Origin of the sequence: Mesorhizobium sp. M8A.F.Ca.ET.181.01.1.1, assembly GCF_004792025.1 — a bacterium.
Classification (GTDB): Bacteria; Pseudomonadota; Alphaproteobacteria; order Rhizobiales; family Rhizobiaceae; genus Mesorhizobium.
In genome coordinates this window covers 413,743-439,387 of the sequence record NZ_SRTV01000001.1, presented here as the reverse complement: position 1 = coordinate 439,387, position 25,645 = coordinate 413,743, and the positions used below count along the sequence as shown (strand labels likewise).

The window sequence follows — 25,645 nt, the reverse complement described above, 5'->3', positions numbered from 1 at the left end:
GTCCCTTCACCTCGGCCGGCGCACCGCCCTCACCACGCCGGCGTTTCCGCTGCCGCAGAAGAGGCGGTCGCCGCCATCGGATTCCAGTCCCGAGACGCCCATGCCGGCAGGCATGTCGAGCTTCTCCAGAACCTTGCCCGTTTGCGGGTCGACGCGGCGCAGATCGCTCTCGTCGCCCTCCCAGGTGGCGTGCCACAATTCGCCGTCGACCCAGGTCACCCCTGTGACGAAACGGTTGGATTCGATGGTGCGCAGGATTTTTCCGGTCTCGGGATCGATCTGGTGGATCTTGCGCTCCCGGTGCTGCCCCACCCACAGCGTGCCCTCGGCCCAGGTCAGCCCGGAATGGCCGCCATTGCCGGGTGCCGGAATGGTGGAAAGCACCTCGCCGGTATCGGGATCGATCTTCTGGATGCGGTCCTTGGCGAGCTGGAAAAAATGCCGGCCGTCATAGGCGGTGCCGGCATGCGCCGCGACATCGATCGAACGCAACGCCTGTCCGCTCTCCGGATCGAAGGCATTCAGCCTGTCGCCCGAGGCGAACCAGACGTTCTTGCCGTCAAAGCTCACCCCGGCCACCGTCTTGGCGCCGGGAAAAGGTCCGTATTCCCTCAGGATTTCGGCCGCCGAATGCTTCATGTCTTTGTCCTCGATGGTGGTCGTCATCCCGCTGACGTCTGGGATCATGTTCCAAGGTGGGTCGAGAGTCTGAATATCAATGCACCTTAGCCATCTGGCAGCGGCGCGGGGAGTAACAAGGTGGTCGTGAATCCAGCCACCGGCGGCGTCATCCAGCGGCGCGCCCGGCCATGGCCGAAGGACTGCACCTTGCCGGCCTCGGCAAGCGGCTCGAGCGCCCGCTGCACGCTGCGCTGGCCGGTTCCGAGCGCCAGCGCCAGGGCCGAGCTCGACCAGGCCTCGCCGTCGGCGAGCAAGGCAAGCACGGCCGCGTGCCGCTCCTCGATCGGCCGCGCCAGCACCATCACCGCGTGCGCCTGGCGCGGCGCCAGCGTGAAGCCATGTTTGGTGGCGCTGATGCCGGCCAGTGAGCGAAGCTCGGCGCGCAGCCGCCCGATCTCGACGCGCAGGCGCGCGCGATGCGATTCATCGGCATGCCTGCCGCCGAAGGCCCGCGCCACGAGTTCCCCCCGCGACACGTCCCCTGGCCAGGCTTCGGCGAGCGTCCGCGCCAGGGCGAACAGCACAGGCCGGCTCGCCAGCGAGATCGTGACCCCGCCGCCGCGCAGGGCGTAGCGGAAGGCATCGACGATCAGCGCCGGCGATCCCTGCAACGCCTCGACCTCCTCGAGCAGCACCGGCAGCTCCCTGCCCTGCGTGATCAGCCGCGCCGCGGGCGTCTCCAGCGCCTGGCTTGCGCTCTCGACCTCCGCGATGAGGCCGGGAATGCCAGCTATGTGGGCGGCATGGCGCGCCCATTCCAGCGCCGCGCGCGCCGGCCTGGTCCGCAGGCGCCGCATGGCGATGCCGGCGACGGCAAGCTCGTGCGCGGCCCTGGCCGCCGGCGGAAGCGGCGCCGGGTCGAGCCCGGCCAGCACATGCTCGGCCTCGTCGAGGCGGCCGATCAAGAGCAGCCGCCGCACCTTGAGGTGGCCGGCATGCGCCGCGTTCAACCGGTCGCCATGCTTTTCCAGTGCCGCGCGGGCCGCGTCGAGCGCCTTGGCCGGCCAGCCGAGATCACGCGAGACCAGCGCGATCTCGGCCTCGGCGACGACGCAGCGGGCGCGCGCGACGGCCTCTTTCGGGTTGAACGCGCGCGCGGCCCGCCGCAACAACAGCTTAGCGCGATCGAAGTCGCCGAGCTGCGCCATGGCGATGCCGCGCAGCGCCAGCGCCGGCGCATCCTCGCGCAGGGCGACGCGGTCGAGCGCGCCGAGCGCATCGCCCGAAGCCAGCGCCAGCGCCGCCGCGTTGATCAGCGAGTCCATTCAAATCCCGTCACACTTGTAACTCCCACCTCGGCGCGGCGCTGCCCTACCTTAAGTCAGTACCGTCAACCAGCAAGTCGTGCCGGCAATGACGGCACGCAAGGGAGAACCAGAAAATGCCTGCCTCCACCGACCTCGACCTCGCCACGGCGAATGATACGGCCAAGCACGCCGCACGCCACCCCTGCTGCGCCGGGCCGGAACTCGCGGATTTCGCCGCGCCCGCAACGCCCCGACATTCCCAGGCAACACCAAACCGCAACGACGCCACGACTGGCAAAGGAGAAGACCAATGAACATGACGATGAAGATGCCACCGATCGTTTCACGGCAAGACTGGGAAGCCGCTCACAAAGCGATGTTGGTGAAGGAGAAGGCGACGATGCGCGCCAGGGATGCGCTGTCGGCCGAACGCCGCCGCATGCCGTGGACGGAAGTGGACAAGGCCTATGTTTTCGATGGCCCCGACGGCAAGGTCAGCCTGCTCGACCTGTTCGAAGGCCGCCGCCAGTTGATCGTCTACCGCGCCTTCTTCGAGCCCGGCGTCTATGGCTGGCCCGATCACGCTTGCCGCGGCTGCTCGCTCGGCGCCGACCAGGTCGGTCACCTCGCCCATCTCAACGCCCGCAACACCACGCTCGCCTACGCTTCGCGCGCCCCGCAGGCCGACATTGCACGGCTGAAGCAGCGGATGGGCTGGGAGATTCCCTGGTACACCATCACCGACAGCTTCGACAAAGACTTCGGCGTCGACGAATGGCACGGCCACAACGTGTTCATTCATGATGGCGACCGCATCTTCCGCACCTATTTCATCAACAACCGCGGCGACGAGGCGTTGGGTACTGTCTGGAGCTATCTCGACGTCACCCCGCTCGGCCGCCAGGAGACCTGGGAGGACTCGCCCGAAGGCTACCCGCAGACCCCGCTCTACAGCTGGTGGAACTGGCACGACAATTACGAAGCTGGGGCCGACAAGAAATGGGCCGAAGTGTCAGCCGCCGGCGAGGCCGCGTTCCGCGACAAGAGCGAGTAGCAGCGCTTGGCGGGAAAGGGTGGCACGCCCCATCCTGCCTGGTTTCCTCTCCCTCGCGGAGCGGGGGAGAGGAACCCAACTCCTTGCCAACCATCAAGGGAAAAGGCCATGAGCGACATTCATTCCGGCTCCGGAAGCGCGACCCCCGAAAACACCGCCACCCCCGGCATCGCCGACTGGCTGTGCCTCGCCGCGGCGCCGACCTTCGCCCTGATGGCGCTGGTCTCCTGTCTTCAGGGCGGTGGCGCCGCAATGCTGTGCATGGGCGCCTCGCCTCTTACCGGCATGCCGGCAATGTATCTCCTGATGAGCGCCTTCCATCTGACGCCCTGGCTGCGGGTGGTTTCCGGCCGGCGGGCCCGGTAACGGCCGCCGCCCTGTAACCCCACCACAGGCCGGAGAGAGACAGGGCCTCGGACCTGTCAGAGGGTCGGTTCATGCTGGTAAAGCTCATCCATGCTGAGCGACGCCAGGGCCGCGAATGGGGCCTGCTTCTTCACACGGCCGCCGCTCAGGATCACCACGTCATCGCAGAACGAGATGGTGCTGTGGTGATGGCTGATCACGAGGGTCGTGCGGCGGCCGGCTCTCGACTTCAACGTCTCGACGATCGCCGCTTCCGACAGTCCGTCCACGGCATTCGTGGCTTCGTCCAGGATGAGCAGATCAGGATCGCGCACCAGCGCCCTCGCCAAGGCGATCCGCTGCCTTTGTCCCGCTGACAGATTGACACCCCTGTAGCCGACGACGGTGTCGTAGCCCTGGGGCAGATGTTCAATGAACTCATGCGCTTCGGCCAGTCTCGCGGCACGCTCGGCATCGCTGCTCGTGGCGCCATCCTGGCCGTAGGTTATGTTCTCGGAAATGGTGCCGTCCACCAGTTCCAGCTCCTGGCTGGCAAGCGCGACGTGCTTTCGCCACTGGCTGGGGTCGATCCGGTCGAGCGGCGATCCATCGACAAGAATCCCCCCGGAGCTCGGCTCGACAAAGCGGCACAGGAGATTGACGATCGTCGTCTTGCCCGCGCCCGACCGGCCGATGAGCGCCGTCGAGCGGCCGCTTCGGATATCGAAAGTCGCCGAATGCAGCGCCGCCGCGCGTGCGTCCGTGCCGGAATAGGTAAATGCCACGTCGTCGAAGCTGATCCCTTGCCGCAAACCGTGGAATGGCCCGTCGCCTTGCGGAGGCTTGGGCTTGTCCGCCGGATCCAGCATCCAATCGACCTCTTCGAGCGACCCGCTCAAGCCTTGCAGCTGGCTCCACGACATTTGCAAAGCCCGCATATGCGGCTGCAGCCGGTAGAGCAGGATGACGAATGCGACGATCAGCGGGAAGCTCACATTGGCGAACCATGCGCCGATCACCACCGCAAGGAACAGCATCGCATGGAGAACCTCGGTCAGCGGTGGCAACGCCCCCTGCCGGGTAAGCAGGACGAAAGCAGCCCGGCGCACCGCGTCCGATGCCTGGTCGAACACCGCTTGCTCGCGGCTCTCCTGTCCGAAGATACGGATCAGGCGCCCGGCATGGACAAGGTGCAGCATCTGCGATGCGAGATCGCTGTTGCGGGAGGCGACGCTGCGGCTGGGCGCTTTCAGATTGGCCGAGAGAACGGCATGGACGACCTGGATGAGGGCCAGGCCCAATGTGACCAACAGTGTCATCTGCCACGACAGCAGGAGCAGGAACGCCAGCAGGATGATGGCCGCCGATGCGCTGACGATGGCCGACAGCATGATCTGGATCGCATCCGATGCCCGCCAGGATTCGTTCGAGATGATGTTGAGCAGCCGTCCGGGACTTTGCTGCAGGAAGAACGGGTAACCTATCCTGAGGAGCTGCTCCGACAGCGCGCTGCGGATCGAATGGCTTGCCTTGCCGTAAATGAAGGTGGTGAGCAGCGTGTTCGCGAATGCGAACACGTTCTTCAGGATGATCGAGCCGAGGATGGCGACCGAAATGACGATCAGCCGGTCGCGCTCGTCCAGGCCCGATCCGAAATACTGAAAGACGGCGGACAAGCCGGCCATTCCGGCCGCATCCGCGTGTCCCATGATTATGCCCAGCAAGGGGATGATCAAGCCTATGCCGAACCCTTCGAGGGCGGCGCCGACAAGACCAAGAACCACCACGGCCGGAAGCAGTCGCAACTGCTTCGTTCCGAGCGCGCGGCCCAGCATCGGCAAGCTTGGCGGCAAAAATCGCATTATGGCCTGTCACCTCGCCTGGGCATCTGCCTGCCGATCCTGCGGCACTTGCACTTCTTCCGGCCATCTTGCCAGCAAAAGAACCGCAAATCTGGCCGCGCCGGTCAGATTCATGACGACGATCGGCCAATGCGACAGCTGGAGTTCGCGGTCGAACCGCGGACCACCCGCCAACTCCCGCAAAGCCCCTCTCGTGGCCCAATAGAAATGGCGAAGCAGCCAGGGCGCATGGCGGACATGTTTCAGGCAAAGGGCGCCATTGCCGAAGCTGTAGTCGCGGTGGAGCTTTTCGATCGATTTGCGGTCTCGCCGGCCATGATGATGGAAAACTGTCATATCGGGCACATATTCGACCGGGATGCCGAGCAGCATCGCTCGAACAAGGTAATCCGTGTCTTCCGCTGACCGCAGCGGGCCGCCGGCGCCGAACCGTTCGTCGAAATGACCGATACGGGCCGCGACATCGCGGTGCATCACCATGTTGCAGCCAAGCACGAAGCCGCCCGGATGAACATCGGGGGTGAGCCGCTCGCGCACCCGCGAGCGCTTGATCGTGAACGGCAAATCCCTGGGATCGCCGAGTTCGACGCAGCCGCCACGGATGAGCCATTGTTCGCCGGAAGCATAGTGTCGTTCCAGATCGCGGAGGTAATCGCCATCGATCTCGCAATCATCATCGACGAAGACCAGGACGCGGCCGCGCGCGCGCGCCACACCGGCGTTGCGGGCGGCGGCCAATCCGGGGCGCGGCTCGCGCACGGCTGTGAACGGGATATCGGATATTTCGGCGATGCTGGCCAGGCGCTCCGCCGTGCGGTCGACCGAACCATTGTCGACGACCACGAGTTCGGCCGCGAAGCCGGCATGGGCGCGGCACGCGCTTTGGACCGACCTGATGCAAGCCTCGAGCACGGCGACACGGTTGCGCGTGCATATGATGAAGCTGACCGCCGGCGGCGACCGCTCGGGCCGGGGATCGACGGGGACAAGCTCCGTCCGGCGATCGCGCTGCGTGGGTGGGCGGGCTTTGACGGTCATCCCTGCCGCTAGCTCAACTGATGGGACGCCAGGACCGCCGCGGCAGGCGCGGATTTCAGGTACCGCGCCACGGCGTCCGCCTGGCGGCCGGCCGACATCGAGACGAGACTGAACCATGGCGCGTAGGCGGCGGGACGCAACGCGTACTTTTCGCGGCGTCGAATGAAATTCCATTTCGCGGTCCGCGTCAGGAATTCGTGCGTCAGCGGAGGTTGCATTTCGTCGCCTATCAGTTGGTAGAGGAAATAGAACAGGTTCAACGCGCCGGCCGCAAAACTCGGCCGCGTTTCCGTCGGCAGCGCGGAGATCCTTGCCTCGAGTGCAAGAATGAACGCCGCAGCCCGGCGAACCGTGTCGGTCGAAACGGCCTCGCCGATGTCGCGCAGATCGCGCGTATCCTGTGCCAGGCCTTCCCGCTCGAGGTTCTCGGCCACGATCGTCAGATGTGTCCGGCGCATCTCCTTCCTGTGCCTGCTCGTTACGCTCCCGTCATGGATACGGTAGACGATCAGGTTTTCGGGGATCATCGCCGCCGGGTAACGATCGGCGAGCCGCCTGAAGAGGTCGAAATCCTCGGCATGTTTGTATTTCGGGTCGTAGAATAGAACGTCGTCCTTTATGACTTTCCGGTTGTATACAACCGTGGAATGCATGAATATCGTGAAGAACATCGACAATATACGGAGCTGGCCGAACCGGAAGACCGGATCGGGTGTACCCTTGGCGACGCGGTTGCGAAGCAAGGTATCGAAGCCGGCGCCACACAGAGCGAGATCGGGCTGCCGGTCGAACAGCGCCACCTGGCGCGACAGGCGTGACGGATAGGCGATATCGTCCGCGTCCATCCTGGCGATAAGGTCGCCCCGAGCGACAGCCAAACCCTCGTTGAGGGTTGCGATGAGGCCCCGGTTTTCGCGGGAGATGATGGAGATCCGATTGTCGGCCTGCCGGTGCCGCTGCAGGATTTGCAGGGAGTTGTCCGTCGAGCCGTCGTCGATCGCAATGACCTCCAGGCGATCGTGGTCCTGCCGCAGGATGCTGCCGAGCGCGGTGCTGAGATAGGGTCCCGCGTTGTAGACCGGCAGCAGAACGGATACCAGGGGAGCGGCCATGGTCAGCTCCGATCCGTTCGTTGAAGATCGCCTGCCGCCTCGCGGCCATCGGGCAATCCACCGGGATAAGCCCCTGCCGCGCCTCTGGGCCATCCGGCGTCGGTCGTGTCGGCGCGGGCCCGGATGCGCGTGCCAGCTCCTGGCGCGACATAGGGAAAGTAGCGCTTGAAGCTGTTGAGCGGCTTTTCGAAAACCAGCCACGATACCGACGCCAGGATAAGGGTGGCCGTTCCTGCAACCAGGAACCGACCCGCCCCCTGCTCCGAGACGTTGACGGGGATCCACGGCTGGGACTTGACGGCCAACGACAGGAGTATGGGGTGGTACAGATAGACGCCATAGCTGACGCGGCCAAGGGCGGTGAGCGGCGGCAGTTCGAGAAGCCAGCCCCGGTACCCCCGATGACCTCGAGAACAACTCGCGACGATCATCACGAGAGGCCCGAGCGGAAGGATTTGCGACAGCAGCCAGCGGCCCCATTCCTGGACAGTGTCCGGCGGCGCCGGAGCAAACCACTGCAGGGCGAAAAACGCGACCGCGAGCGCCGGCCAGCCAAGCCGTAACCACTGTGGCAAGACGGTGGCCCTGGTTCGGTAGACGGCAAGCCACGCACCCGAGGCGAGCGCGTCCATGGAAGCCGGTGGAAGCAGATCGCGCGCCAGCGCGGGGGTTCCAGTGATCGGCCAGTAAAAGCGATACGACAATGACAGCACGATGACGCCGATGCAGATCGCCTCGAGGCGGCGGCGTGGCGCCAGCAAGACGACCAGCGGCCAGGCGATATAGAACTGCTCCTCGATGCTCAGGCTCCAGAAATGGCAGAGCAGCCAGGGCGACCAGTCGTTGCGCAGCGCGTACCAGAAATTCGACAGGTAAAGCGCATGCCAGATCAGCGATCCCCTGGAATGCTCCAGGTCAACCATCCAGACGACGCCCAGCACGGCGAAATAGGGCGGGAATATTCGCAGTGCCCGCCTGATGTAGAAGGATCTCAGCGCGGGCGCGGCCTCAAATTCAGCCGCCGAACGCGCTTCCAGGAGAAGGCGCGTGATGAGAAAGCCGCTCAGCACGAAGAACAGCCGCACGCCGATGTGGCCCCAGAAAGAAGAGCCTCCCGCCGCGAAGAAATGGGAATACAGCACCAACGTGACGGCGATGGCCCTCAATCCGTCCAGCTGGGTATCGCGAGAGTTTCCCATCAGCCGCTTCCCCCGGCGGAACATCTCTGATGAGGCTGCCGGGGCATCCCCACGAATTCCCGGCTTCGAGAGTCAAAGGGGTTCGCAACGGACGACCCGCATCCTTGCCGGCGCTTATGTTCGCCAAAGCGCCGACAATGCAAAATCCATGCTCCACGAGCCCGCCCGGGACGGGTCCGATATCGGATGTCTGCCAGCGGAAAGCTCAAGTTGGTCAACTTGACGGAATCCTCGCCGCGCGTTTCCATTTGGCCAATGAGTGCTTCCGCGCAATGGTGCGGCGCAACACAAAAGATTTACCGTGCTGAAATAGTTTTGTGAAGCGAGGGCTAAAAACCGACTAAAAACCGCCCTGATTTTGCCGCTAACGCCAAAGAGGCCGTTAATCGTGCGAAGTGCATGAGGTTGTTCGGGTAAAGACGCACATATTCCCGGTTGCATCTCGGGAAAAACATCCAGATTTTTCTACAAATCATCGAAAATTACATTTTCAATATGCGATTATAACAAAATTAGACCCAGAGAATTATACGAAATAATTGGTCTTTTGCGGCGCAGCATAGCCAATCACCGTTCGGAATCGAAGGTCGGGACTTGCGCGCCTAGTGCAGTCCAGGCGCCTCTTCATCCCGCCTTTACAGCCCCGAACCGCAAGCCATCCATCAACAGCTTGACCAGCCGGCGCGAGCGGTCGCGCCATTCAGGGGTGTCGGGTGCCGAGTAGATGCCGCCCAGCGCGTGCAGCACGTCGGAGGCATCGACGTCGCCGCGGATGGTGCCGTCGGCGACCGCCGCATCCACCAGTTCCCGCAGCGCCTGCGACACTCGTCCCGACGTGTCGGAAAACAGCGTCGAATTGGTGGTGAGAAGGATGCGCAGGCTGGTCGCCAGGCCGCGCTTGGTGGCGATATAGTCGACGAAGCGGCGCATCCATTCTTCCAGCGCGACATCCGAGGGATGTTTTGCCGCAAGCTCGCCAGCCGCTGCGCACAACCCCTCCACCTCGCGGCGATAGACCACCTCGACCAGATGCTCGCGCGTAGGGAAATGGCGGTAGAGCGTGCCGATGCCGACGCCGGCGCGCCGGGCGATCTCCTCCAGCGAGGCGTCGATGCCGCGCTCGGCAAAGACCGAAGCCGCCATCTCGACCAGCCGGTCGCGGTTGCGTTGCGCATCCGCGCGCAACGGCTTGTCGGCGGCGGCGGGTTTTTGGTCGACGGTTGTGACGGGCTCAAAAGCCAATTTTTTCTCCACCAGGGATATGGGGGCTTGAACCATGCCTGGCCAGCCCCCACGTAAATAAACGGAGGCGCCTCCGTTTTAGTGGAGCACCTTTATCATATAATCAGGGAGCCCGGTATGTCACGTCTTTCGAAGCCGCAAGCTGTCAGCTTCCTCACCCGCGGTGGATTGGCTGTCGCCTGACCTTGCCCTTCCCTTCCAAAGCGCCAATTCATTCCCTCAGCGTCAAGCAACTGGAGCCAGACGCCCATGACGAAAATCCCCGTCCATCTCGATATCAACGGCCGGCATCACGAGTTGCAGCTCGAACCGCGTGTCACGCTGCTCGATGCCTTGCGTGACAGGCTCGGCCTGACCGGCACCAAGAAGGGCTGCGACCACGGCCAGTGCGGTGCCTGCACCGTCCATGTCGACGGCGAGCGCGTGCTGGCCTGCCTGATGCTGGCAGCCCAGGCCGAGGGCCGCACCATCACCACCATAGAGGGGCTTGCACGGGAGGGCGAACTGCATCCCGTGCAGGCTGCCTTCCTCGAACAGGACGCCTTCCAGTGCGGCTATTGCACATCAGGCCAGATCATGTCGGCGGTGGCCTGCATCCGCGAGGGCCATGCCGGATCGGATGAGGAAATCCGCGAATACATGGCCGGCAATCTCTGCCGCTGCGGCGCTTATCCGCACATCGTCGCCGCCGTGCGCCAGGCAGCGTTGGAGGCCGCGTCATGAGGGATTTTTCCTATCTTCGCGCCACCTCGGCCGACGCCGCGCGCCAGGCGGCCGCGCTCCCCGGCGCCATGCTGCTCGCCGGCGGCACGACGCTGATCGACCTCGCCAAATGCGGCGTCGCCGAACCAGACACGCTGGTCGACATCACCCATCTCGACGGGCTGGACCGGATCGAGATCGACGAGCGCGGCGCCATCATCGGCGCGCTCGCGACGATGAGCCATGTCGCCGACCACGCGGACATCAAGGGCCGCTTCCCCGCCATCTCGGAGGCGCTGTGGCAAGCGGCTTCGGCGCAGATCCGCAACATGGCGACCATTGGCGGCAATCTCATGCAGCGCACGCGCTGCCCCTATTTCCGCGATCCCTCGAATTTTGCCGCCTGCAACAAGCGCGAACCAGGCAGCGGCTGTTCGGCGATCGGCGGTGTCACCAGGGGCCATGCCGTGCTCGGCACCAGCGAGGCCTGCATCGCCATGTATCCCGGCGACCTCGCCACGGCGCTTGTCGCTTTCGATGCAACAGTTCATCTCGGCGATCGGCGCATCCTCGTAGATGACTTTTTCCTGCTGCCCGGCACGACGCCGGACAAGGAACACGCGATCGAGCCGGGCGAGATGATCACCGCCATCGAAATCCCCTCCTCCGCGGCCGTCCGGCGTTCGACCTATCTGAAGGTCCGCGACCGGCAGTCCTACGAGTTCGCCGCCGCAAGTGCCGCCGTCGGCCTCGAACTGGAAGCTGACGGACGCACCATCCGCGACCTGCGCGTCGCGCTCGGTGGCGTCGCCACCAAACCCTGGCGGGCGCGCGCCGTGGAAGACGCCTTGAAAGGCAAGATGCTGGAGCCGGAAGCTGTTCGCGCCGCCAGCCTGCTCGCCGTCGAAGGCGCTGTCGACCATGGCGCCAACCACTACAAGATCGAGCTCGCGCCGCGCGTCGTCGCACGGGCTATCCTCAAGATGGGAGAAACGGCATGACCGTTCACGACATCAGAGTTGGTGAATCGAAACGAGGCGATGCATCCGACGGCGGCGCCGACGCGGTCGGCGGCCGGCTGTCGCGCGTCGACGGCCCGGCCAAGATCACGGGTGCGGCCAAATACGCCGTCGAGCAGCAGCTCGAAGGGCTCGCCTATGCTGTGCTGGTCGAAAGCACCATCGCATCCGGCAAGGTGCGCGCCATCGACAGCAAGGCGGCCGAGGCGGCACCGGGCGTGCTCAAGGTGCTGACGCCAGACACCATCATCAGCCTGAAAACCGCTTCGGACTGGTTCGGCACCCCGCCGCCCGACAGGCCCTATTGTCCGCTGGCGCGCGACATCACCTTCTCGGGCCAGCATGTCGCGGCCGTCGTCGCCGAGACCTTCGAGCAGGCCGTGGCCGCCGCGGCGATGGTCAAGGTCAGCTACGACGAGGCGCCTTCCATCGTCGACCTCAGCGACGGCAAGGCCGGCGACGGCATCCCCGTCGATGCCATGACCAAGGAATGGGGCGACGCCCAGGCCGCCTTCGCCTCGGCCCCGGTGCGGATCTGCGCCGCCTACAACACACCACGTGAATACCAGGCGCCGATGGAGCCGCATGGCCTGATCGCCCGCTGGGAAGGCGACCACCTCACCGTGTGGGAGCCGAGCCAGTGGCTGGACGGCATGGCGCGCACCTATGCCGAATGGTTCGCCGTGCCGTTCGAGAATGTCCGGCTGGTGTCGCCCTATGTCGGCGGCGGCTTCGGTTCCAAGGCGCTGGCGCTCAGCCATGGCGCGATTGCCGCAAGTGCCGCCAAAATGCTTGGCCGGCCGGTGCGGCTGGTGATGACGCGGGCACAGACCTTCACCGGCTATGGTGGCCGCGCCGCGACCCGCCAGACGGTGACGATCGGCGCTGACCATGACGGCCTGATCCAGTCGATCGTGCATCGCGGCGTCAACGAAACGTCGATCGACGGCATGTGGGTCGAGCCGCTGGGCTCGGTCACCTCGATCATGTACGCGACGCCGAACTTCTCCTCCAGGCAGAATGTCGTAAGGGTGAATTCGGTGGTGCCGGGCGCCATGCGCGCGCCGGGCGAAAACCCGTCGGCCTTCGGCATCGAAAGCGCCATCGACGAACTCGCCTACGAGGTCGGCATCGATCCGCTGGAAATCCGGCTGCGCAACTACGCCGAGCAGGATCCGCATGCCAAAAAAGCCTGGTCGACCAGGCAGTTGCGCGAGGCTTTTGCGGCAGGCGCCGAACGCTTCGGCTGGGCCAGGCGCACGCCCGAGCCACGCTCGATGCGCGACGGCAACTATCTGATCGGCTGGGGCGTGGCCGCCGGCACCTATCCGGTGCGGCGCGCCTATGGCGAAGCGGTCGTGCGCATCCTGGCCGACGGCTCGGTCGAGGTCGAAAGCTCCTCGATCGACATGGGCCAGGGCACCTACACCATCCTGGCGCAGACCGCCGCCGAGACGGTCGGCGTGTCCGCCGACGACGTCGTGGTGAAACTGGGGGACTCCCGCTTTGCCCGTGCCGGCGTCTCCGGGGGCTCACGGCTGGCCGGCGTGATGACCGGCGCGGTCTACAAGGCGGCGTCCTCGGCGCTCGACCAGCTGATCGGTCTGGCGATCGGCGATCCGCGCTCGCCCTTCCACGCGCTGCAGGCCAACACTTTGGTCGTCGCCAATGGCCGCATCACCGCGCCACGCGGCGACGGCCCCGATGTCTCGATCGCCGACCTGCTCAAAAGCGTCGGCCGCGACCGCATCGAGGCGACGGGCGACACCATGCCCGCCAATTCGACGGCGGAAGACCGCTACAAGAACTACACCACCATCGCCATGGCGCTGCCGCACACCGAGGGTGACTATTCCCGCCACTCCTGGTGCGCGCATTTCGTCGAGGTGCGCGTCGACGAGGATTTCGGCACGGTGCGCGTGTCGCGCCTGGTTTCGGCGCTGGATTCGGGCCGGCTCTACAATCCGAAGCTGGCCGAAAGCCAATGGAAGGGCGGCATCATCATGGGCATCGGCCAGGCGCTGCTCGAAGAAGGCATCGTCGACCGCCGCCACGGCCGCATCGTCAACAACAACCTCGCCGACTATCTCGTCCCCACCAATGCCGACATCCCCGACATTGAGGTGATCTCGGTCGGCATCCCCGACCTGCATTCCTCGGTACTCGGCGGCAAGGGCGTCGGCGAACTGGCGATCGTCGGCATGGCGCCGGCCATCGCCAATGCGGTGTTCCACGCGACGGGAAAGCGGATCAGGGATCTGCCGATCACGCTGGAGAAGCTGATCTGAGCGCGTAATCTCCCCCCTCGAGGGGGAGATGTCGCCGAAGGCGACAGAGGGGGTCGTCTCGCGTGAAGCGCTAACCTCCGATCGTCGCAAGAAAGTCGCGCCCAGTCGAACCGACCCCCTCTGGCCTGCCGGCCATCTCCCCCTCGAGGGGGGAGATCTGCAGCTTCACCATTCCAATGCGAACGCCAGCTTGCCGAAATGCAGGCCGCCGGCGGCCATGTGGGCGTAGGCTTCGGTCGCTTGATCAGGTGAAAACACCTTGTCGACCACCGGCTCGATCCGGGCCGCGCCGATGGCGCGGGCGGCGTCGAAAAGATCGGACACCGATCCGGTGTTGTTGCCGACCACCTTCAGCGCCTTGATGATGATCGGCAGCAGGTTGATCGTGGCTTCGGCGCCGGTGACGAAGCCGATAGTGAACAGCGTGCCGCCGGGCGCGGTGGCGTTGACGGCGCGGGCGAAGGTGGCGGTGCCGCCGGTCTCGACGACAAGATCGGCGCCGCGGCCATCGGTCAGTTCCAGCACCTTGCCGTCCCAGTCTGATGTCGCGCGGTAGTTGATGAGATGATCGGCGCCGAGTGCCTTTGCCCGCTCCAGCTTTTCGTCCGACGACGAGGTGATGATGACGGTGGCGCCGGCGGCTTTCGCCAGCTGCAGGGTGAAGATCGAGACGCCGCCAGTGCCAAGCAGCACGACGACCGAGCCCGGACCGACGTTGGCGGCGCGGATGGCGTTCCAGCCGGTGGTGCCGGCGATCGGCAGCGTCGAGGCCGCCTCGAAGGACAGATGCGCCGGGACCGGCACCACCGAATTGGCCGGCAGCGCGACATATTCCGCCAGCGATCCGGGCAGCGAAACACCGCGCATCTGCGTCATCTCGTAGGGCCGCGGCGGCCCGCCGATCCAGCGCGGCTTGGCATGCGCGACGACGCGATCGCCGATGGCGAGCCTCGTAACGCCCTCGCCCAGCGCGACGATCTCGCCGGCGGCGTCGGCGACGGGGATGAGCGGGAAGCTCGGCCCGGGATAGTTGCCGCTCGCCACCGCCACATCGACGAAATTGAGGCTCGCCGCACGCTGGCGGATCAGCACCTCACCGCGCTGCGGTTCGGGAGTTGCAACGGTGGCGGCGCGGAAGGCGTCCAACCTGGGCTGGCTGAGTTCGATGGCTTTCATGATTTCACTCCGGTGGAACGATTTGATGGATTGAGTGAACCTATTTGCTGCGCTATCTCTGGATAATCCTTGTTTTCTGCAATTGAGAACTGTGAATAATGCAGCAATCTCACGAACCCGCGGCCCTTGCCGAGATGGCTGCCTTCGCCGCCATCGCCGAGGCGCGTTCCTTCACCAGAGCGGCGGCCCGTGTCGGGCGCGACGCGACCATCCTGTCGCGGCGCCTGCAGTCGCTGGAGGCGCGGCTGGGGGTGAGGCTGCTCTCGCGCACGACGCGCAGCGTGTCGCTGACCGAAGCGGGTGCCGAATTCCTGGTGCGCGTGCGCGCCATCCTCGCATCCGTCGACGAGGCCGAGGCCGTCGCGTCCGCGCATGCCGGGGGCGGCCCGCGCGGCCTGCTCAGGCTGGCGCTGCCCGGCACGTTCGGGCGCATGTGGATCGGGCCGCTGCTGCCTCAATTCCTTGCCGAATTTCCCGATGTCCGCATCGAGGCTGAATTCTCCAACCGCTTCACCGATCTGGTCGCCGAGAATTTCGATGTCGCCGTGCGGCTGGGCAGCCTGGAGGATTCACGCCTGGTGGCGCGCAAGGTGGCGACGCGGCGCCGGCTGCTCTGCGCCGCTCCCTCCTATCTCGCCCGCAGGGGCAGGCCGGAGACGCCGCAAGCGCTGCTCGACCATTCCTGCCTGGGCTTCTCGGGCTTCCAGACCTTTCCGGCCTGGGAGATGACCGACCGTGAGGGCCGGCGCGCGCGCGTCGAGGTTTCGGGGCCGTTGGTCACCGACGATGCCGAGGTGCTGGTCCAGGCCGCCGTGCAAGGCATCGGCCTGATGATGAGCACCGACTGGCTGGTCGGCCGCGAACTCGCCGATGGCCGGCTGGTATCCGTGCTGGAGGAGTGGACGCTGGCGGACGAAGGCGCGGTCTATGTCGTCACGCCCTCGGCCAAGGGAAAAGCCGCCAAGACCCGCGCCTTCGCCGACTGGATCGGCAAGCGCTTCGCGCCGGAGCCGCCCTGGCGGCGGTAAAGCCTCTGACCCGCTGGCGGTAGAGACTACGCGCTCCGCCTTCAGGGTCCGTGAGCCGCCAGCGGCGTGCCGATGTCCGACACGAGTTTGACGAGGTCGGCTTGGCGTCTGGTGCCGGTTTTGGCGAAGATTCGATTGAGGTGGGTCTTCAAGGTGTTCTCACCGATGCCGAGCGACAACGCGCTCTTGGACGCTGACAATCCGCCGCCGATCCGCAGCAGCACCCGCGCCTCCGCGGGTGTGAGGTCGAACAGCGTGGTCAGAACGGCCTCCGGGAGGGGAGAAGCCGATGTCGTCGTCGATATGAACACTGCCGCGCATGCCGGCCGGAAAACCGCGCGCGCCGTTCCTTCAGTCAGCGGCAACACATAGGCAACGGCGGGCGGCTGGCCCTGGGCCGAAACCGGCAGCCCTATGCCGCGCGCGCCAAGCGAAGCATCCGCGCTCGCCGCACTGGCGATCGCGTCCAGCAGGGCGCGGGCCACCACCGGATTCTGTGCCTGGAGCACGCCGTTCCTGGAGAGAATGGGACCCTGCACCGAAAACATCTGTTCGGCGGCCGCATTCGCATGGAGGATTGCTCCGTTGGCGTGGGTAAGCACGACAGGCACAGCCAGATGATCGAGCGCCTGGCGATAAAGATGGGTGGTGACGCGGCCCTGGTCGAGCAGATCTCCGATCAGCGAAGCACGGCGCAGATGCGGCGAGAGCAATGCCAGGAAATGCTGCTCTTCGATCGAAATACCTCCCCTGCTGGCGCGCGTGGTGCAGCCCAAAAGCCCGATTCGGTCCGGCGTATGAACGAATTTGGTGATGCAAGCCTCGCGCAGTCCCTGCGGTTTGGCCCAGTTCTGAAAAAACGGCGTCAGCTGGAGTTCGCTTTCGCTCATGAGCGACAGCGTCGCAACCGGCCGGTCGACATCGCCGACCACCGCTGCCTTCAGTCCGGGAATTCCATCAAAGTCATAGTCCTCCTCTAGCACCCGCATCTGCACGGGATCCCAAGGCGATTGAGCCGCGAAGCGGCCGCTATTATGGGCGGTGCCGGCAAGGGCGATGGTGGTGTAGGCCGCGTCGACGGCTTTCGTGATGCGGGTCATGACTCCGGCCCAGCCTTCCGGGTTCAAGACGCAATCATAGATATCGCCGATAATCGAACTCAGGACTTCGCTGCTCAGCCTTTCCACCACACCTCCAGGCACGCCCCGATCTCGCCTCGGAGGAATTTGTGACGTCATACTTTTGGATGACGCCAGTCGCGGCCGCTCTCGACTATGGGTTCAACTTGATCGCCTGAACGCCGGGCCGCCACTGTTGCCGGTTATTGTCGCAATGGAAAGCATCGCGTTCGATATTTTTTAAGCCGTGGATACTTGTCGAGGTTCCCCATTGTCTCGAAAGACGGTGTTTTCATCGGCGCGGTTGTCACCGCATCTTGACGAACGCGAACGATTTTCCCTGTGGCAAAACATCCATGTCGCGGAAATATTGTCGGTCGAACACGGCAGTCCGGAAAACCTGCCCTTCGAAGCGTCCATCGAGGCCACGGCTGTCGGTTCAGTGGTTCTCGGCCAGATGTCCGGAACCATCGAGCAGGCGACAAGGAAAGCGAGCAACATCGCCAATGACGGTTATCTGTTGCTGATCAACAAGGCCGACACCGTGTTGTCAGGGGTACAGGTCGGCCGCGAATATGCCGTCGGTCAGGGAGAGGCCGTGCTCGTCACTGCATCGGAAGCTCTGAAAATGACCGGTGCCGACAGCAATGTCTGGACGAATGTGGTGATCCCACGCGCGATCCTCCTGCGTGCCTTCCCGCAGATCGATGACAGGCTGGGGTTGAAGATCGGCGCCGACAGCGAAGCCCTCGATCTTCTCAAACGCTATTGCCTGCTTCTTGAAAGCGGCAGCCCGCTTGCCTCGGCGGATCTGATCACGCACGCGACGGACACGATCGTGGATCTGATCGGCCTGGCGACCGGCGCGAAAGGTCGGGCTGCCGAACTGGCCGGGCTTCGAGGCCTGCGCGCTGCCAGGCTGGAGGCCGTCCTGGCAAGGATCGCCGAGGATTTTATCGATCCCGGCATCTCCGCCCAAAGTGTGGCGCAACAACTCGGCCTGTCGGTGCGCTACGTCCACGACCTCCTTCAGGAGACGGGAATGAGCTTCTCCGAACGCGTTCTCGAACTGCGTTTGCAGAGCGCCCACAGGATGCTCTCGCACAAACACAGCGACATGCGGGTCAGTGACATCGCCCTGACAAGCGGATTCAGCGACGTATCGTACTTCAACCGCTGCTTTCGTCGCCGCTTCGGCTATACGCCGACAAGCGCCAGATAAGTTTGCAGCTTTCGGCCCGATATCAGCCCGTGCGAGGCCGAATCCGCAGCGCCTGCGCGACTGATGACGCCGAACTGCCACAGTGCGCGCAAAAGACGCTGCTTTTCGCTCCAGTCCAATTCCAGTGCCGCCCTGCCCAAGACAAGGCCGGGCTCCAATGACATGTCAGCCTTCAGGGTGAAACGACTGTCATGTCAGGGGGTTAAATGCCGCGGAATGCATTTGGAGGCCGCAAGGCTAACGCGTTGAAATGCCTGGCGCTGGCCTCGACTGCGCTGGTCAGCCTTGGCCGACCGATCCCTGCATCGGCAGCCGAGGTCTGGACCGGCGCCACCTCCACGAACTGGTTCGCCGCCGGAAACTGGAACCCCGCCGCTGTCCCGACATCGAGCGACGACGTGATTCTCGATCCGGTGTTTCCGCACCCGGCCGTGGTCGATGCGGCGAGTGCGGCGGCCCACTATCTGTTTGTGGGCACCATTGCGAGTTACTCGGGCTCGCTGACGATTACGAACGGCGGCACCCTCTCCGACACTGCCGGCTATCTCGGCTACGTTTCGAACGCGAGCGGCACCGTGAGCGTCACTGGCCCGGGCTCCGTCTGGAGCAACAGCTCCGATCTTTTCCTTGCCTTGAGCACCGGCAGCACTGGCACCTTGAAGATCTCCAGCGGCGGCGCTGTGAGCGACACCGTGGGTCATGTCGGCTACGGCCTGGGCACCGGCACCGTAACGGTGGACGGCCCGGGCTCGACATGGACCAACAGTGGGGATCTCTACATCGCCGAATTTGGCACCGGCACGCTGGACATCACCAATGGCGGAGCGGTCAGCAATGCCATGGGCACCATCGGTTGGCACGCGGGCTCCAACGGCGCGGTGACGGTCGACGGAGCGGGTTCGATATGGACGAATTCTTCCCACCTGTTCGTCGGCGATCAGGGCACTGGTGCGCTGAACATTTCGAAAGGCGGCAAGGTCAGCAATCTGAGCGGCATTCTGGGCAATTTGGCGGGCTCCATTGGCACGGCAACTGTCGACGGTGTTGGCTCGACCTGGGCGAACGCAGCGCTCGCGGTCGGGAACGCGGGCTTCGGCGCGCTGACGATCACGAATGGCGGCGTGGTCACCAGTTCGGTGGGATATGCCGGCTATGACGTGGGCTCCAAGGGCCTGGTGACGGTCAATGGTGCTGACTCGACCTGGACCAACACTTCCGACCTCTTCATCGGCTTCCAAGGCCAGGGCTCGCTAACGGTCTCGAATGGCGGCGCGGTCAGCAACGCCTTGGGCTATGTCGGCGACTTCGCGGGCTCGACAGGTACCGTCTTCGTCGATGGTCCCGGCTCGACCTGGACCAACAGCGCGGATCTGTATGTCGGCAATCTCGGCGCCGGCAACGTGACGATCACCAATGGCGGCGCCATCAGCAACGACACCGCCTATGTCGGCAACTCGGCAGGCTCGACCGGCATGGTTTTCGTCGACGGTGCCGGTTCGACCTGGACGAACGCAGACCTGTTCGTCGGAAGTGCCGGCACGGGCACACTGGTGATCTCGCATGGCAGCACGGTCAGCAGCGGTACTGGCGTCATTGGCTCGCAGGCGGGCTCGACCGGCACGGTGATTGTCGACAACGCCGGCTCGACCTGGACCAACAGCGCGGATCTGTTTGTCGGCGATTATGGCACCGGCACGCTGGCGATCTCGCATGGCGCGGTCAGCAACGGCTCTGCGATTATTGGCGCGAAGGTGGGCTCGACGGGCATGGCGTTTGTTGATGGCGTCGGCGCGACCTGGACAAACAGTTCTTCCCTCGTTCTCGGCGGTTACGGCGCCGGCACGCTGGCGATTTCAAACGGCGGCATGGTCACCGACGCTGCTGGTTATCTGGGTTTTGATGTCGGATCGACGGGTTCGGCAATGGTCAGCGGCGCGGGCTCAACCTGGACGAGCAGCAGCCTCCTTATTGTCGGTCAGCGCGGGACCGGTTCATTGATCGTCTCGAACGGCGGCACGGTCGCCAATGCCGATGGCTATTTGGGCTTTAATGGCGGATCCATCGGTACCGCCAACGTCAGCGGCTCCGGCTCGACGTGGACCAGTAGCGGTGATCTCAACATTGGAGGTAGTGGCACAGGCTCACTGACGATCGCGAATGGCGGCGTGGTGTCGGCCGGCGGCGTGGTCAACATCGCCCTTCTGGCGGGCTCCGTCGGCACGCTGAATATCGGTGCAGCGAGCGGATCGCCAGCGGCGGCGGCCGGCGCGCTCAATGCGGCGAGCGTTCAGTTCGGACAAGGCGCGGGTGCGATCAACTTCAACCACACCGACACAAGCTACACCTTCGCATCGGCGATCGGCGGCGCGGGCTCGATCGACCAGATTGCCGGCACGACGAACCTGACCGCCAATTCGAGCGGCTTCACCGGTGCAACCAATGTGAACGGCGGACGGCTGGCCGTGAACGGTTCGCTGGCCAGTTCGCTGGTGACGATCACGGGCGGAATGCTAGGTGGCAACGGCACGGTTGGCGGCATCGTCGCACAATCAGGCGGCGTCATCGCACCGGGCAATTCGATCGGCACGCTCAATGTCGCGGGCGACATCGACCAGGCGGCGGGCTCGATCTACCAGGTCGAACTCACCTCGACCGGCCAGTCGGACCTCATCCTGGCGACGGGCACGGCGACGATCGCCGACGGCACGGTCCTCGATGTCGTCAAGACGGACGCCGCGCCTTATGTGCCGGGCACGCATTACACCGTGCTGCAAGCCGATGCGGGCGTCACCGGCACCTACACGCTCAGCGGGGCCGGCCCCTTCATTGGCCTTATCGCCAATTACGACCCCACGCATGTCTATCTCGATGTGGTGCAGGCGAAGTCCTTCGCCTCGGTCGGCCTGACGCCCAACCAGATCGCAACCGGCGGCGGCGCCGAAAGCCTTGGCAGCGGCAATCCGCTCTTTGATGCCATCTTTGCCTTGCCGAGTGAGGCAGCCGCCCAGGACGCCTTCGACCAGCTCTCGGGCGAAATCCACGCCTCGGCCAAGGGAATGTTGCTGGAAGACAGCCGTTTCATCCGCGACGCCGCCACCAAGCGAATCAGCGCAGCCTTCGGCGATGCCGGCGCAGCCGCATTGCCGGTCATGGCCTATGGCGAGGGCGGGCCCGGGATGGTGGCCGCCGACACCGACCGCTTCGCCGTCTGGGGCCAGGCCTTCGGCTCCTGGGGTCAAACCGGCAGCGACGGCAATGCAGCCAACTTCGATCGCTCGACCGGCGGCCTCCTGGTCGGCGCCGACAGCCCGATCGGCGACTGGCGCGTCGGCATCATCGGCGGCTACAGCCATTCGTCCTTCGACGCCGACGACCGCCATTCCAGCGGCGCCAGCGACAACTATCATCTCGGACTCTACGGCGGCACCAATTGGGGCGCCATAGCCTTCCGCACCGGCGCCGCCTACAGCTGGCACAGCATCTCGACAAAACGCTCGGTGGCCTTCAACGGCTTCGCCGACCAATTGTCGGCTGACTATGACGCCGGCACGGCGCAGGTGTTCGGCGAACTCGCTTACAAGGCTGGTGTCGGCCGCTTCAAGTTCGAGCCCTTCGCCAATCTCGCTTATGTCAGTGTGCATGCTGACGGCTTCACCGAGCAAGGTGGCGCCGCCGCGCTGACCAGCGCCAGCTCAACCACCAATGCCACCTTCACCACGCTCGGGCTGCGCGCCTCGACCGACGTCGCGCTCGGCGGCATCAGCGCGACCGCGCGCGGCACGCTCGGATGGCGCCACGCCTTTGGCGACGTCACGCCGACCTCGACCTTCGCCTTCGCCGGCGGCGATGCTTTTGCCATCGCCGGCGTGCCTGTCGCCAGCGACAGCGCGGTGATCGAGGCCGGCTTCGACTTGCAAATGTCGACCAATGCCACGCTCGGCCTGTCCTATGTCGGCCAGTTCGGTGGCCACAATGCCGACAACGGCGCCAAGGCAGATCTCAGCGTCAGGTTCTGACAACGAGGAGGTCAGACAATTTGGCGGCAGCAAGGGCGAAGACGGGGAATCTCCCGCACGAGACCGAGATTGGCAGTTCCGATTCTGGCTCTCCTCTATTTCCCCTGCTTCAGGAACTGGCTGAGCAAATCCACCGGCAGCGGGAACACGACGGTGGACGAGCGCTCACCGGCGATATCGTGCAAGGCCTCGAAATAGCGCAGCTGCATGGCCTGCGGCTCGGCCGCCAGCATGCGGCCCGCCTCGACCAGTTTCGCCGCCGCCTGCTGCTCGCCTTCGGCATTGATCACCTTGGCGCGCCGCAGCCGCTCGGCCTCGGCCTGCTTGGCGATGGCGCGGACCATGTTCTCGTTGAGGTCGACATGCTTGATCTCGACATTGGACACCTTGATGCCCCACGCATCGGTGCGCTGGTCGAGGATCTCCTGGATGTCGCTGTTGAGCCTGTCGCGCTCGGCCAGCATCTCGTCGAGCTCGTGCTTGCCGAGCACCGATCGCAGCGTGGTCTGCGCCAGCTGGTTGGTGGCGGCCATGTAGTCCTCGACCTGGATGACCGCCCGCTCGGCGTCGACGATGCGGAAATAAAGCACGGCGTTGACCTTTACCGAGACATTGTCGCGCGAAATCACGTCCTGCGGCGGCACGTCCTGCACCACCACGCGCAGGTCGACCTTCACCATCTGCTGGACGAAGGGAACGAGGATGATGAGGCCCGGCCCCTTGACCCCGGTGAAGCGGCCGAGCGTGAAGACCACGCCGCGCTGATATTCCCGCAGGATGCGGATCGCCGCGGACAGGAAGATAACCACAAGAACCGCAAGCAGCAGGTAGGCCACATAGCCGATGTTCATTGCCTTGCTCCATTCCTTCCCGCGTCGCGCCGCCGCACGGTCAGCACGAGGTCGCTGATGTCGGTCACCTCGACGCTGTCGCCGGCCGCGACGGGTTCATCGGCCTTCGCCCGCCAGCGCTCGCCCAAGGCCAGCACATGGCCCTCGCCGCCCTGCCAGTCGAGGATCTCGGCCGGCTGGCCGCGCATCGCTTCGCCGCCGACGCGCGGCGGGTTTCGGCGCGCCGCCCAGAGATAGGTGCCGCTCAGCAGCGCCAATCCAAGCGTCAGCGCGGCGGCGGGACCGATGATCGCCCATGACAAGGCAAAGCCCGGCCCCTCGACCCGCAGCAGCATGGCGGCACCGAACAGAAAGGCGGCCACGCCGCCGAGCCCGAGCACGACGGTGGGATTGAAGGCCTCGATGATGAGGAAAACGACGCCGAGCAGCATCAGGGCAAGGCCGGTATAGTTGATCGGCAGGAGATCGAGCGCATAGAGGCCGAGCACGAGGCAGATGGTGCCGACGACGCCGGGCGCCACGGCCCCCGGGCTGGTGAACTCGAAGACGATGCCGTAGACGCCGACCAACATCAGGATGACGGCGGTGTTCGGATCGGTGATGACGGAAAGCAGCTGGATGAACCAGCCCGGCTTCAGCGTCTCGACCGGCAGCCCCTTCGTCGCCAGCACCACTTTCTTGCCGGCCACATCGACGGTGCGCCCATCGGCCAGCAGCAAGAGCTCGGTGGTGTCGCGGGCGACGAAATCGATCACATGTTCCTGCAATGCCGCATTGGCCGACAGGCTCGCCGCCTCGCGCACGGCCTTCTCGCCCCAGTCGCCGTTGCGGCCGCGCAGTTCCGCCAGCGAGCGGATCAGGGCGACCGCGTCATTGGTCACCTTGGCCATCATCGCGTCGCCCGCCGGCCGGCCGTTGGCGTCCTTCTGGTCGCCCTCGCCCTTCTGGTCGCTCTTGTCGCCGCCCGGAAGCGACGGCAGCCCGCCAATCTCCACCGGCGTCGCCGCGCCCAGATTGGTGCCGGGCGCCATGGCAGCGACATGGGTGGCGTAGAGGATATAGGTGCCGGCGCTCGCCGCATGGCCGCCGGCCGGCGCGACATAGCCGATGACAGGCACCGGCGACGCCAGGATATCGGCGATCATCTCGCGCATCGAGGTGACCAGCCCGCCCGGCGTGTCGAGCTGCAGGATGAGGACTGCGGCATCCCGCCTGGCCGCGGCATCGAGCGCTTCCTTGAGCTGCCTGCTGCTTGCCGGCCCGATGGCGCCGTCAATGGCGACGCTTAGGGCCACCCTTTCGCTCCCGGCTGAGGAGAAGGGACAAAGAACAGCCGCGACGACGAAGGCCGCAGCAAGAAGGGCCACCCGCGCGAAGGTCACGCTCAAAGCTCCATGGACTCAATATGGGTTGTATTTTTGCGAAGTCCATGAAGGAGCCGACGTCGCAGATCGGCGACGGCCGAAGAGACGGCCTTCCCTTACTCCGGTGAAGGCACCGGCGGCTTCGAGGTCAGCGCCGTGCCGGCGGCGGCCACGATCACGGCGGCGATGCCGGCAAGTTGCGGCATGGTCAGGCTTTCCCGCAGGAACAGAAACCCGGCGAGCGCGCCGAGCCCCGGCTCCAGGCAGGTCAGCGTGCCGTAGATGCGGGCCGGCATGCGGGTCAGCGCCACCATCTCGAGGAAGAACGGCAGCGCGCTGGAGAACAGGCCGACGAGCACCGCGCTGACCAGGATCGACGGCGCGAGCAGGCCGCTTCCCGCCTCGGCTATGCCGAAGGGCAGCACCAGCACGGCGGCGATGGCCATGCCATAGGCGGTGGTGCGGGTGCCGAGCTCCGCGCCTGCCTTCTGCGCCAGCACGATATAGAGCGCCCAGAAACCGCCGGCGGCCAGCGCCAGCATCACGCCCACCGGGTCAAGCGGCTGCAGCGAGTGGACGAAGGGCGACAAAAGCACGATGCCGGCGACCGCCAGCGCGATCCAGGCAAAGTCGCTGGCACGCCGCGAGGTCAGCGTCGCCACCAGCAGCGGACCGGAAAACTCCAGCGCCACGGCGACGCCGAGCGGGATCCTGGCGAGCGCTGCGTAGAACAGAAGGTTGAGCGCGCAGAGCGTCACGCCATAGGCGACGAGCCACGGCAGCGTGGCGCGCGAGGGCCGCATCTGCCAGGGCCGCAGCACCGCGATCAGCATCAGGGCGCCGATGACGAGCCTGAGCGTCGTCGTGCCTTGCGCGCCGATCACCGGGAACAGCGTCTTGGCGAAGGTGGCGCCGATCTGGATCGACACCATGGCACCCATCAGCGCCGCGACCGGCAAGGGTGCTGCCTCGCGGCTGGCAACCGGCATTGATGTCACTTTGGTTCATCCTCCATGCCGGCAGGCGCGAAGGCCGGCCGCATGGGAGATAGAGCGAACCGGCCCGCCTGTCGTGAGGCAGC

20 protein-coding genes are annotated in these 25,645 nt (G+C 65.2%); 8 read left to right on the top strand and 12 right to left on the bottom strand.

What is annotated here, in order from left to right:
* Positions 1-6: 6 nt before the first annotated feature.
* Together EN824_RS02100 and EN824_RS02095 are read right to left on the bottom strand one after the other, a co-directional pair.
* Positions 7-639, bottom strand: a complete 633-nt coding sequence (locus EN824_RS02100) for a PQQ-binding-like beta-propeller repeat protein (protein ID WP_135931812.1) — start codon at positions 637-639, stop codon at positions 7-9.
* Between the two features lie 86 nt (positions 640-725).
* Positions 726-1,946, bottom strand: a complete 1,221-nt coding sequence (locus EN824_RS02095; protein ID WP_127870334.1) for a helix-turn-helix domain-containing protein — start codon at positions 1,944-1,946, stop codon at positions 726-728.
* A 292-nt stretch (positions 1,947-2,238) separates the two neighbouring features.
* Here EN824_RS02095 and EN824_RS02090 point away from each other — a divergent pair, with 292 nt between their 5' ends.
* Positions 2,239-2,982: a thioredoxin family protein gene (locus EN824_RS02090; protein WP_127280553.1), complete on the top strand. Its 744-nt coding sequence runs from the start codon at positions 2,239-2,241 to the stop codon at positions 2,980-2,982.
* A 108-nt stretch (positions 2,983-3,090) separates the two neighbouring features.
* On the top strand, positions 3,091-3,348 hold the full coding sequence (locus EN824_RS02085; protein ID WP_127280552.1) for a hypothetical protein: 258 nt from the start codon (positions 3,091-3,093) through the stop codon (positions 3,346-3,348).
* A 56-nt stretch (positions 3,349-3,404) separates the two neighbouring features.
* Here the strand turns inward: EN824_RS02085 and EN824_RS02080 are convergent, their stop codons facing one another.
* The 5 genes from EN824_RS02080 to EN824_RS02060 all read right to left on the bottom strand — a co-directional run bounded on the left by EN824_RS02080 (position 3,405) and on the right by EN824_RS02060 (position 9,780).
* Positions 3,405-5,192: an ABC transporter ATP-binding protein gene (locus EN824_RS02080; protein ID WP_189521969.1), complete on the bottom strand. Its 1,788-nt coding sequence runs from the start codon at positions 5,190-5,192 to the stop codon at positions 3,405-3,407.
* Between the two features lie 6 nt (positions 5,193-5,198).
* Positions 5,199-6,227: a glycosyltransferase gene (locus tag EN824_RS02075; protein ID WP_135931811.1), complete on the bottom strand. Its 1,029-nt coding sequence runs from the start codon at positions 6,225-6,227 to the stop codon at positions 5,199-5,201.
* Positions 6,228-6,235: 8 nt separating this feature from the next.
* Positions 6,236-7,339, bottom strand: coding sequence for a glycosyltransferase family 2 protein (locus EN824_RS02070; RefSeq protein WP_127870329.1), 1,104 nt, complete (start codon positions 7,337-7,339; stop codon positions 6,236-6,238).
* A 2-nt stretch (positions 7,340-7,341) separates the two neighbouring features.
* Entirely contained in the window at positions 7,342-8,538 is a 1,197-nt protein-coding gene (locus EN824_RS02065; protein ID WP_135932115.1) for an acyltransferase, read from the bottom strand.
* Between the two features lie 624 nt (positions 8,539-9,162).
* On the bottom strand, positions 9,163-9,780 hold the full coding sequence (locus EN824_RS02060; protein WP_127870327.1) for a TetR/AcrR family transcriptional regulator: 618 nt from the start codon (positions 9,778-9,780) through the stop codon (positions 9,163-9,165).
* Positions 9,781-10,029: 249 nt separating this feature from the next.
* On the opposite strand from EN824_RS02060, the gene EN824_RS02055 reads away from it, so the two are divergent.
* The 3 genes from EN824_RS02055 to EN824_RS02045 are packed head-to-tail and all read left to right on the top strand — an operon-like array spanning position 10,030 to position 13,789.
* On the top strand, positions 10,030-10,503 hold the full coding sequence (locus EN824_RS02055) for a (2Fe-2S)-binding protein (protein WP_127280642.1): 474 nt from the start codon (positions 10,030-10,032) through the stop codon (positions 10,501-10,503).
* A complete protein-coding gene (locus tag EN824_RS02050; protein WP_127870326.1) occupies positions 10,500-11,483 on the top strand; it encodes a xanthine dehydrogenase family protein subunit M in 984 nt (327 codons plus the stop codon). Before EN824_RS02055 ends, EN824_RS02050 begins: the two co-directional genes overlap by 4 nt.
* Positions 11,480-13,789, top strand: coding sequence for a xanthine dehydrogenase family protein molybdopterin-binding subunit (locus EN824_RS02045; RefSeq protein ID WP_135931810.1), 2,310 nt, complete (start codon positions 11,480-11,482; stop codon positions 13,787-13,789). Before EN824_RS02050 ends, EN824_RS02045 begins: the two co-directional genes overlap by 4 nt.
* Positions 13,790-13,954: 165 nt before the next feature.
* Here the strand turns inward: EN824_RS02045 and EN824_RS02040 are convergent, their stop codons facing one another.
* Complete coding sequence (locus tag EN824_RS02040; RefSeq protein WP_135931809.1) at positions 13,955-14,965, bottom strand: NAD(P)-dependent alcohol dehydrogenase; 1,011 nt, start codon at positions 14,963-14,965, stop codon at positions 13,955-13,957.
* A gap of 98 nt (positions 14,966-15,063) precedes the next feature.
* On the opposite strand from EN824_RS02040, the gene EN824_RS02035 reads away from it, so the two are divergent.
* The gene (locus tag EN824_RS02035; RefSeq protein ID WP_127870323.1) at positions 15,064-15,993 is read left to right on the top strand and encodes a LysR family transcriptional regulator; all 930 of its coding nucleotides are present in this window, start codon (positions 15,064-15,066) and stop codon (positions 15,991-15,993) included.
* A 41-nt stretch (positions 15,994-16,034) separates the two neighbouring features.
* On the opposite strand, the gene EN824_RS02030 is transcribed toward EN824_RS02035, so the two are convergent.
* On the bottom strand, positions 16,035-17,180 hold the full coding sequence (locus EN824_RS02030; RefSeq protein ID WP_135882065.1) for a helix-turn-helix transcriptional regulator: 1,146 nt from the start codon (positions 17,178-17,180) through the stop codon (positions 16,035-16,037).
* A gap of 388 nt (positions 17,181-17,568) precedes the next feature.
* Between EN824_RS02030 and EN824_RS02025 the strand changes: the two genes are divergently transcribed.
* Both EN824_RS02025 and EN824_RS02020 read left to right on the top strand, forming a co-directional pair.
* On the top strand, positions 17,569-18,333 hold the full coding sequence (locus EN824_RS02025) for a helix-turn-helix transcriptional regulator (RefSeq protein ID WP_335930816.1): 765 nt from the start codon (positions 17,569-17,571) through the stop codon (positions 18,331-18,333).
* A 206-nt stretch (positions 18,334-18,539) separates the two neighbouring features.
* A complete protein-coding gene (locus EN824_RS02020) occupies positions 18,540-22,349 on the top strand; it encodes an autotransporter domain-containing protein (RefSeq protein WP_135931808.1) in 3,810 nt (1,269 codons plus the stop codon).
* Positions 22,350-22,444: 95 nt separating this feature from the next.
* On the opposite strand, the gene EN824_RS02015 is transcribed toward EN824_RS02020, so the two are convergent.
* From EN824_RS02015 to EN824_RS02005, 3 genes are all read right to left on the bottom strand, one after another.
* Complete coding sequence (locus EN824_RS02015) at positions 22,445-23,200, bottom strand: slipin family protein (RefSeq protein WP_127278988.1); 756 nt, start codon at positions 23,198-23,200, stop codon at positions 22,445-22,447.
* The gene (locus tag EN824_RS02010; protein ID WP_135931807.1) at positions 23,197-24,582 is read right to left on the bottom strand and encodes a nodulation protein NfeD; all 1,386 of its coding nucleotides are present in this window, start codon (positions 24,580-24,582) and stop codon (positions 23,197-23,199) included. Before EN824_RS02010 ends, EN824_RS02015 begins: the two co-directional genes overlap by 4 nt.
* Before the next feature lie 98 nt (positions 24,583-24,680).
* Positions 24,681-25,562 (bottom strand): DMT family transporter, encoded by an 882-nt coding sequence (locus EN824_RS02005; RefSeq protein WP_135931806.1) that lies wholly within the window; start codon positions 25,560-25,562, stop codon positions 24,681-24,683.
* Between the last annotated feature and the right edge of the window lie 83 nt (positions 25,563-25,645).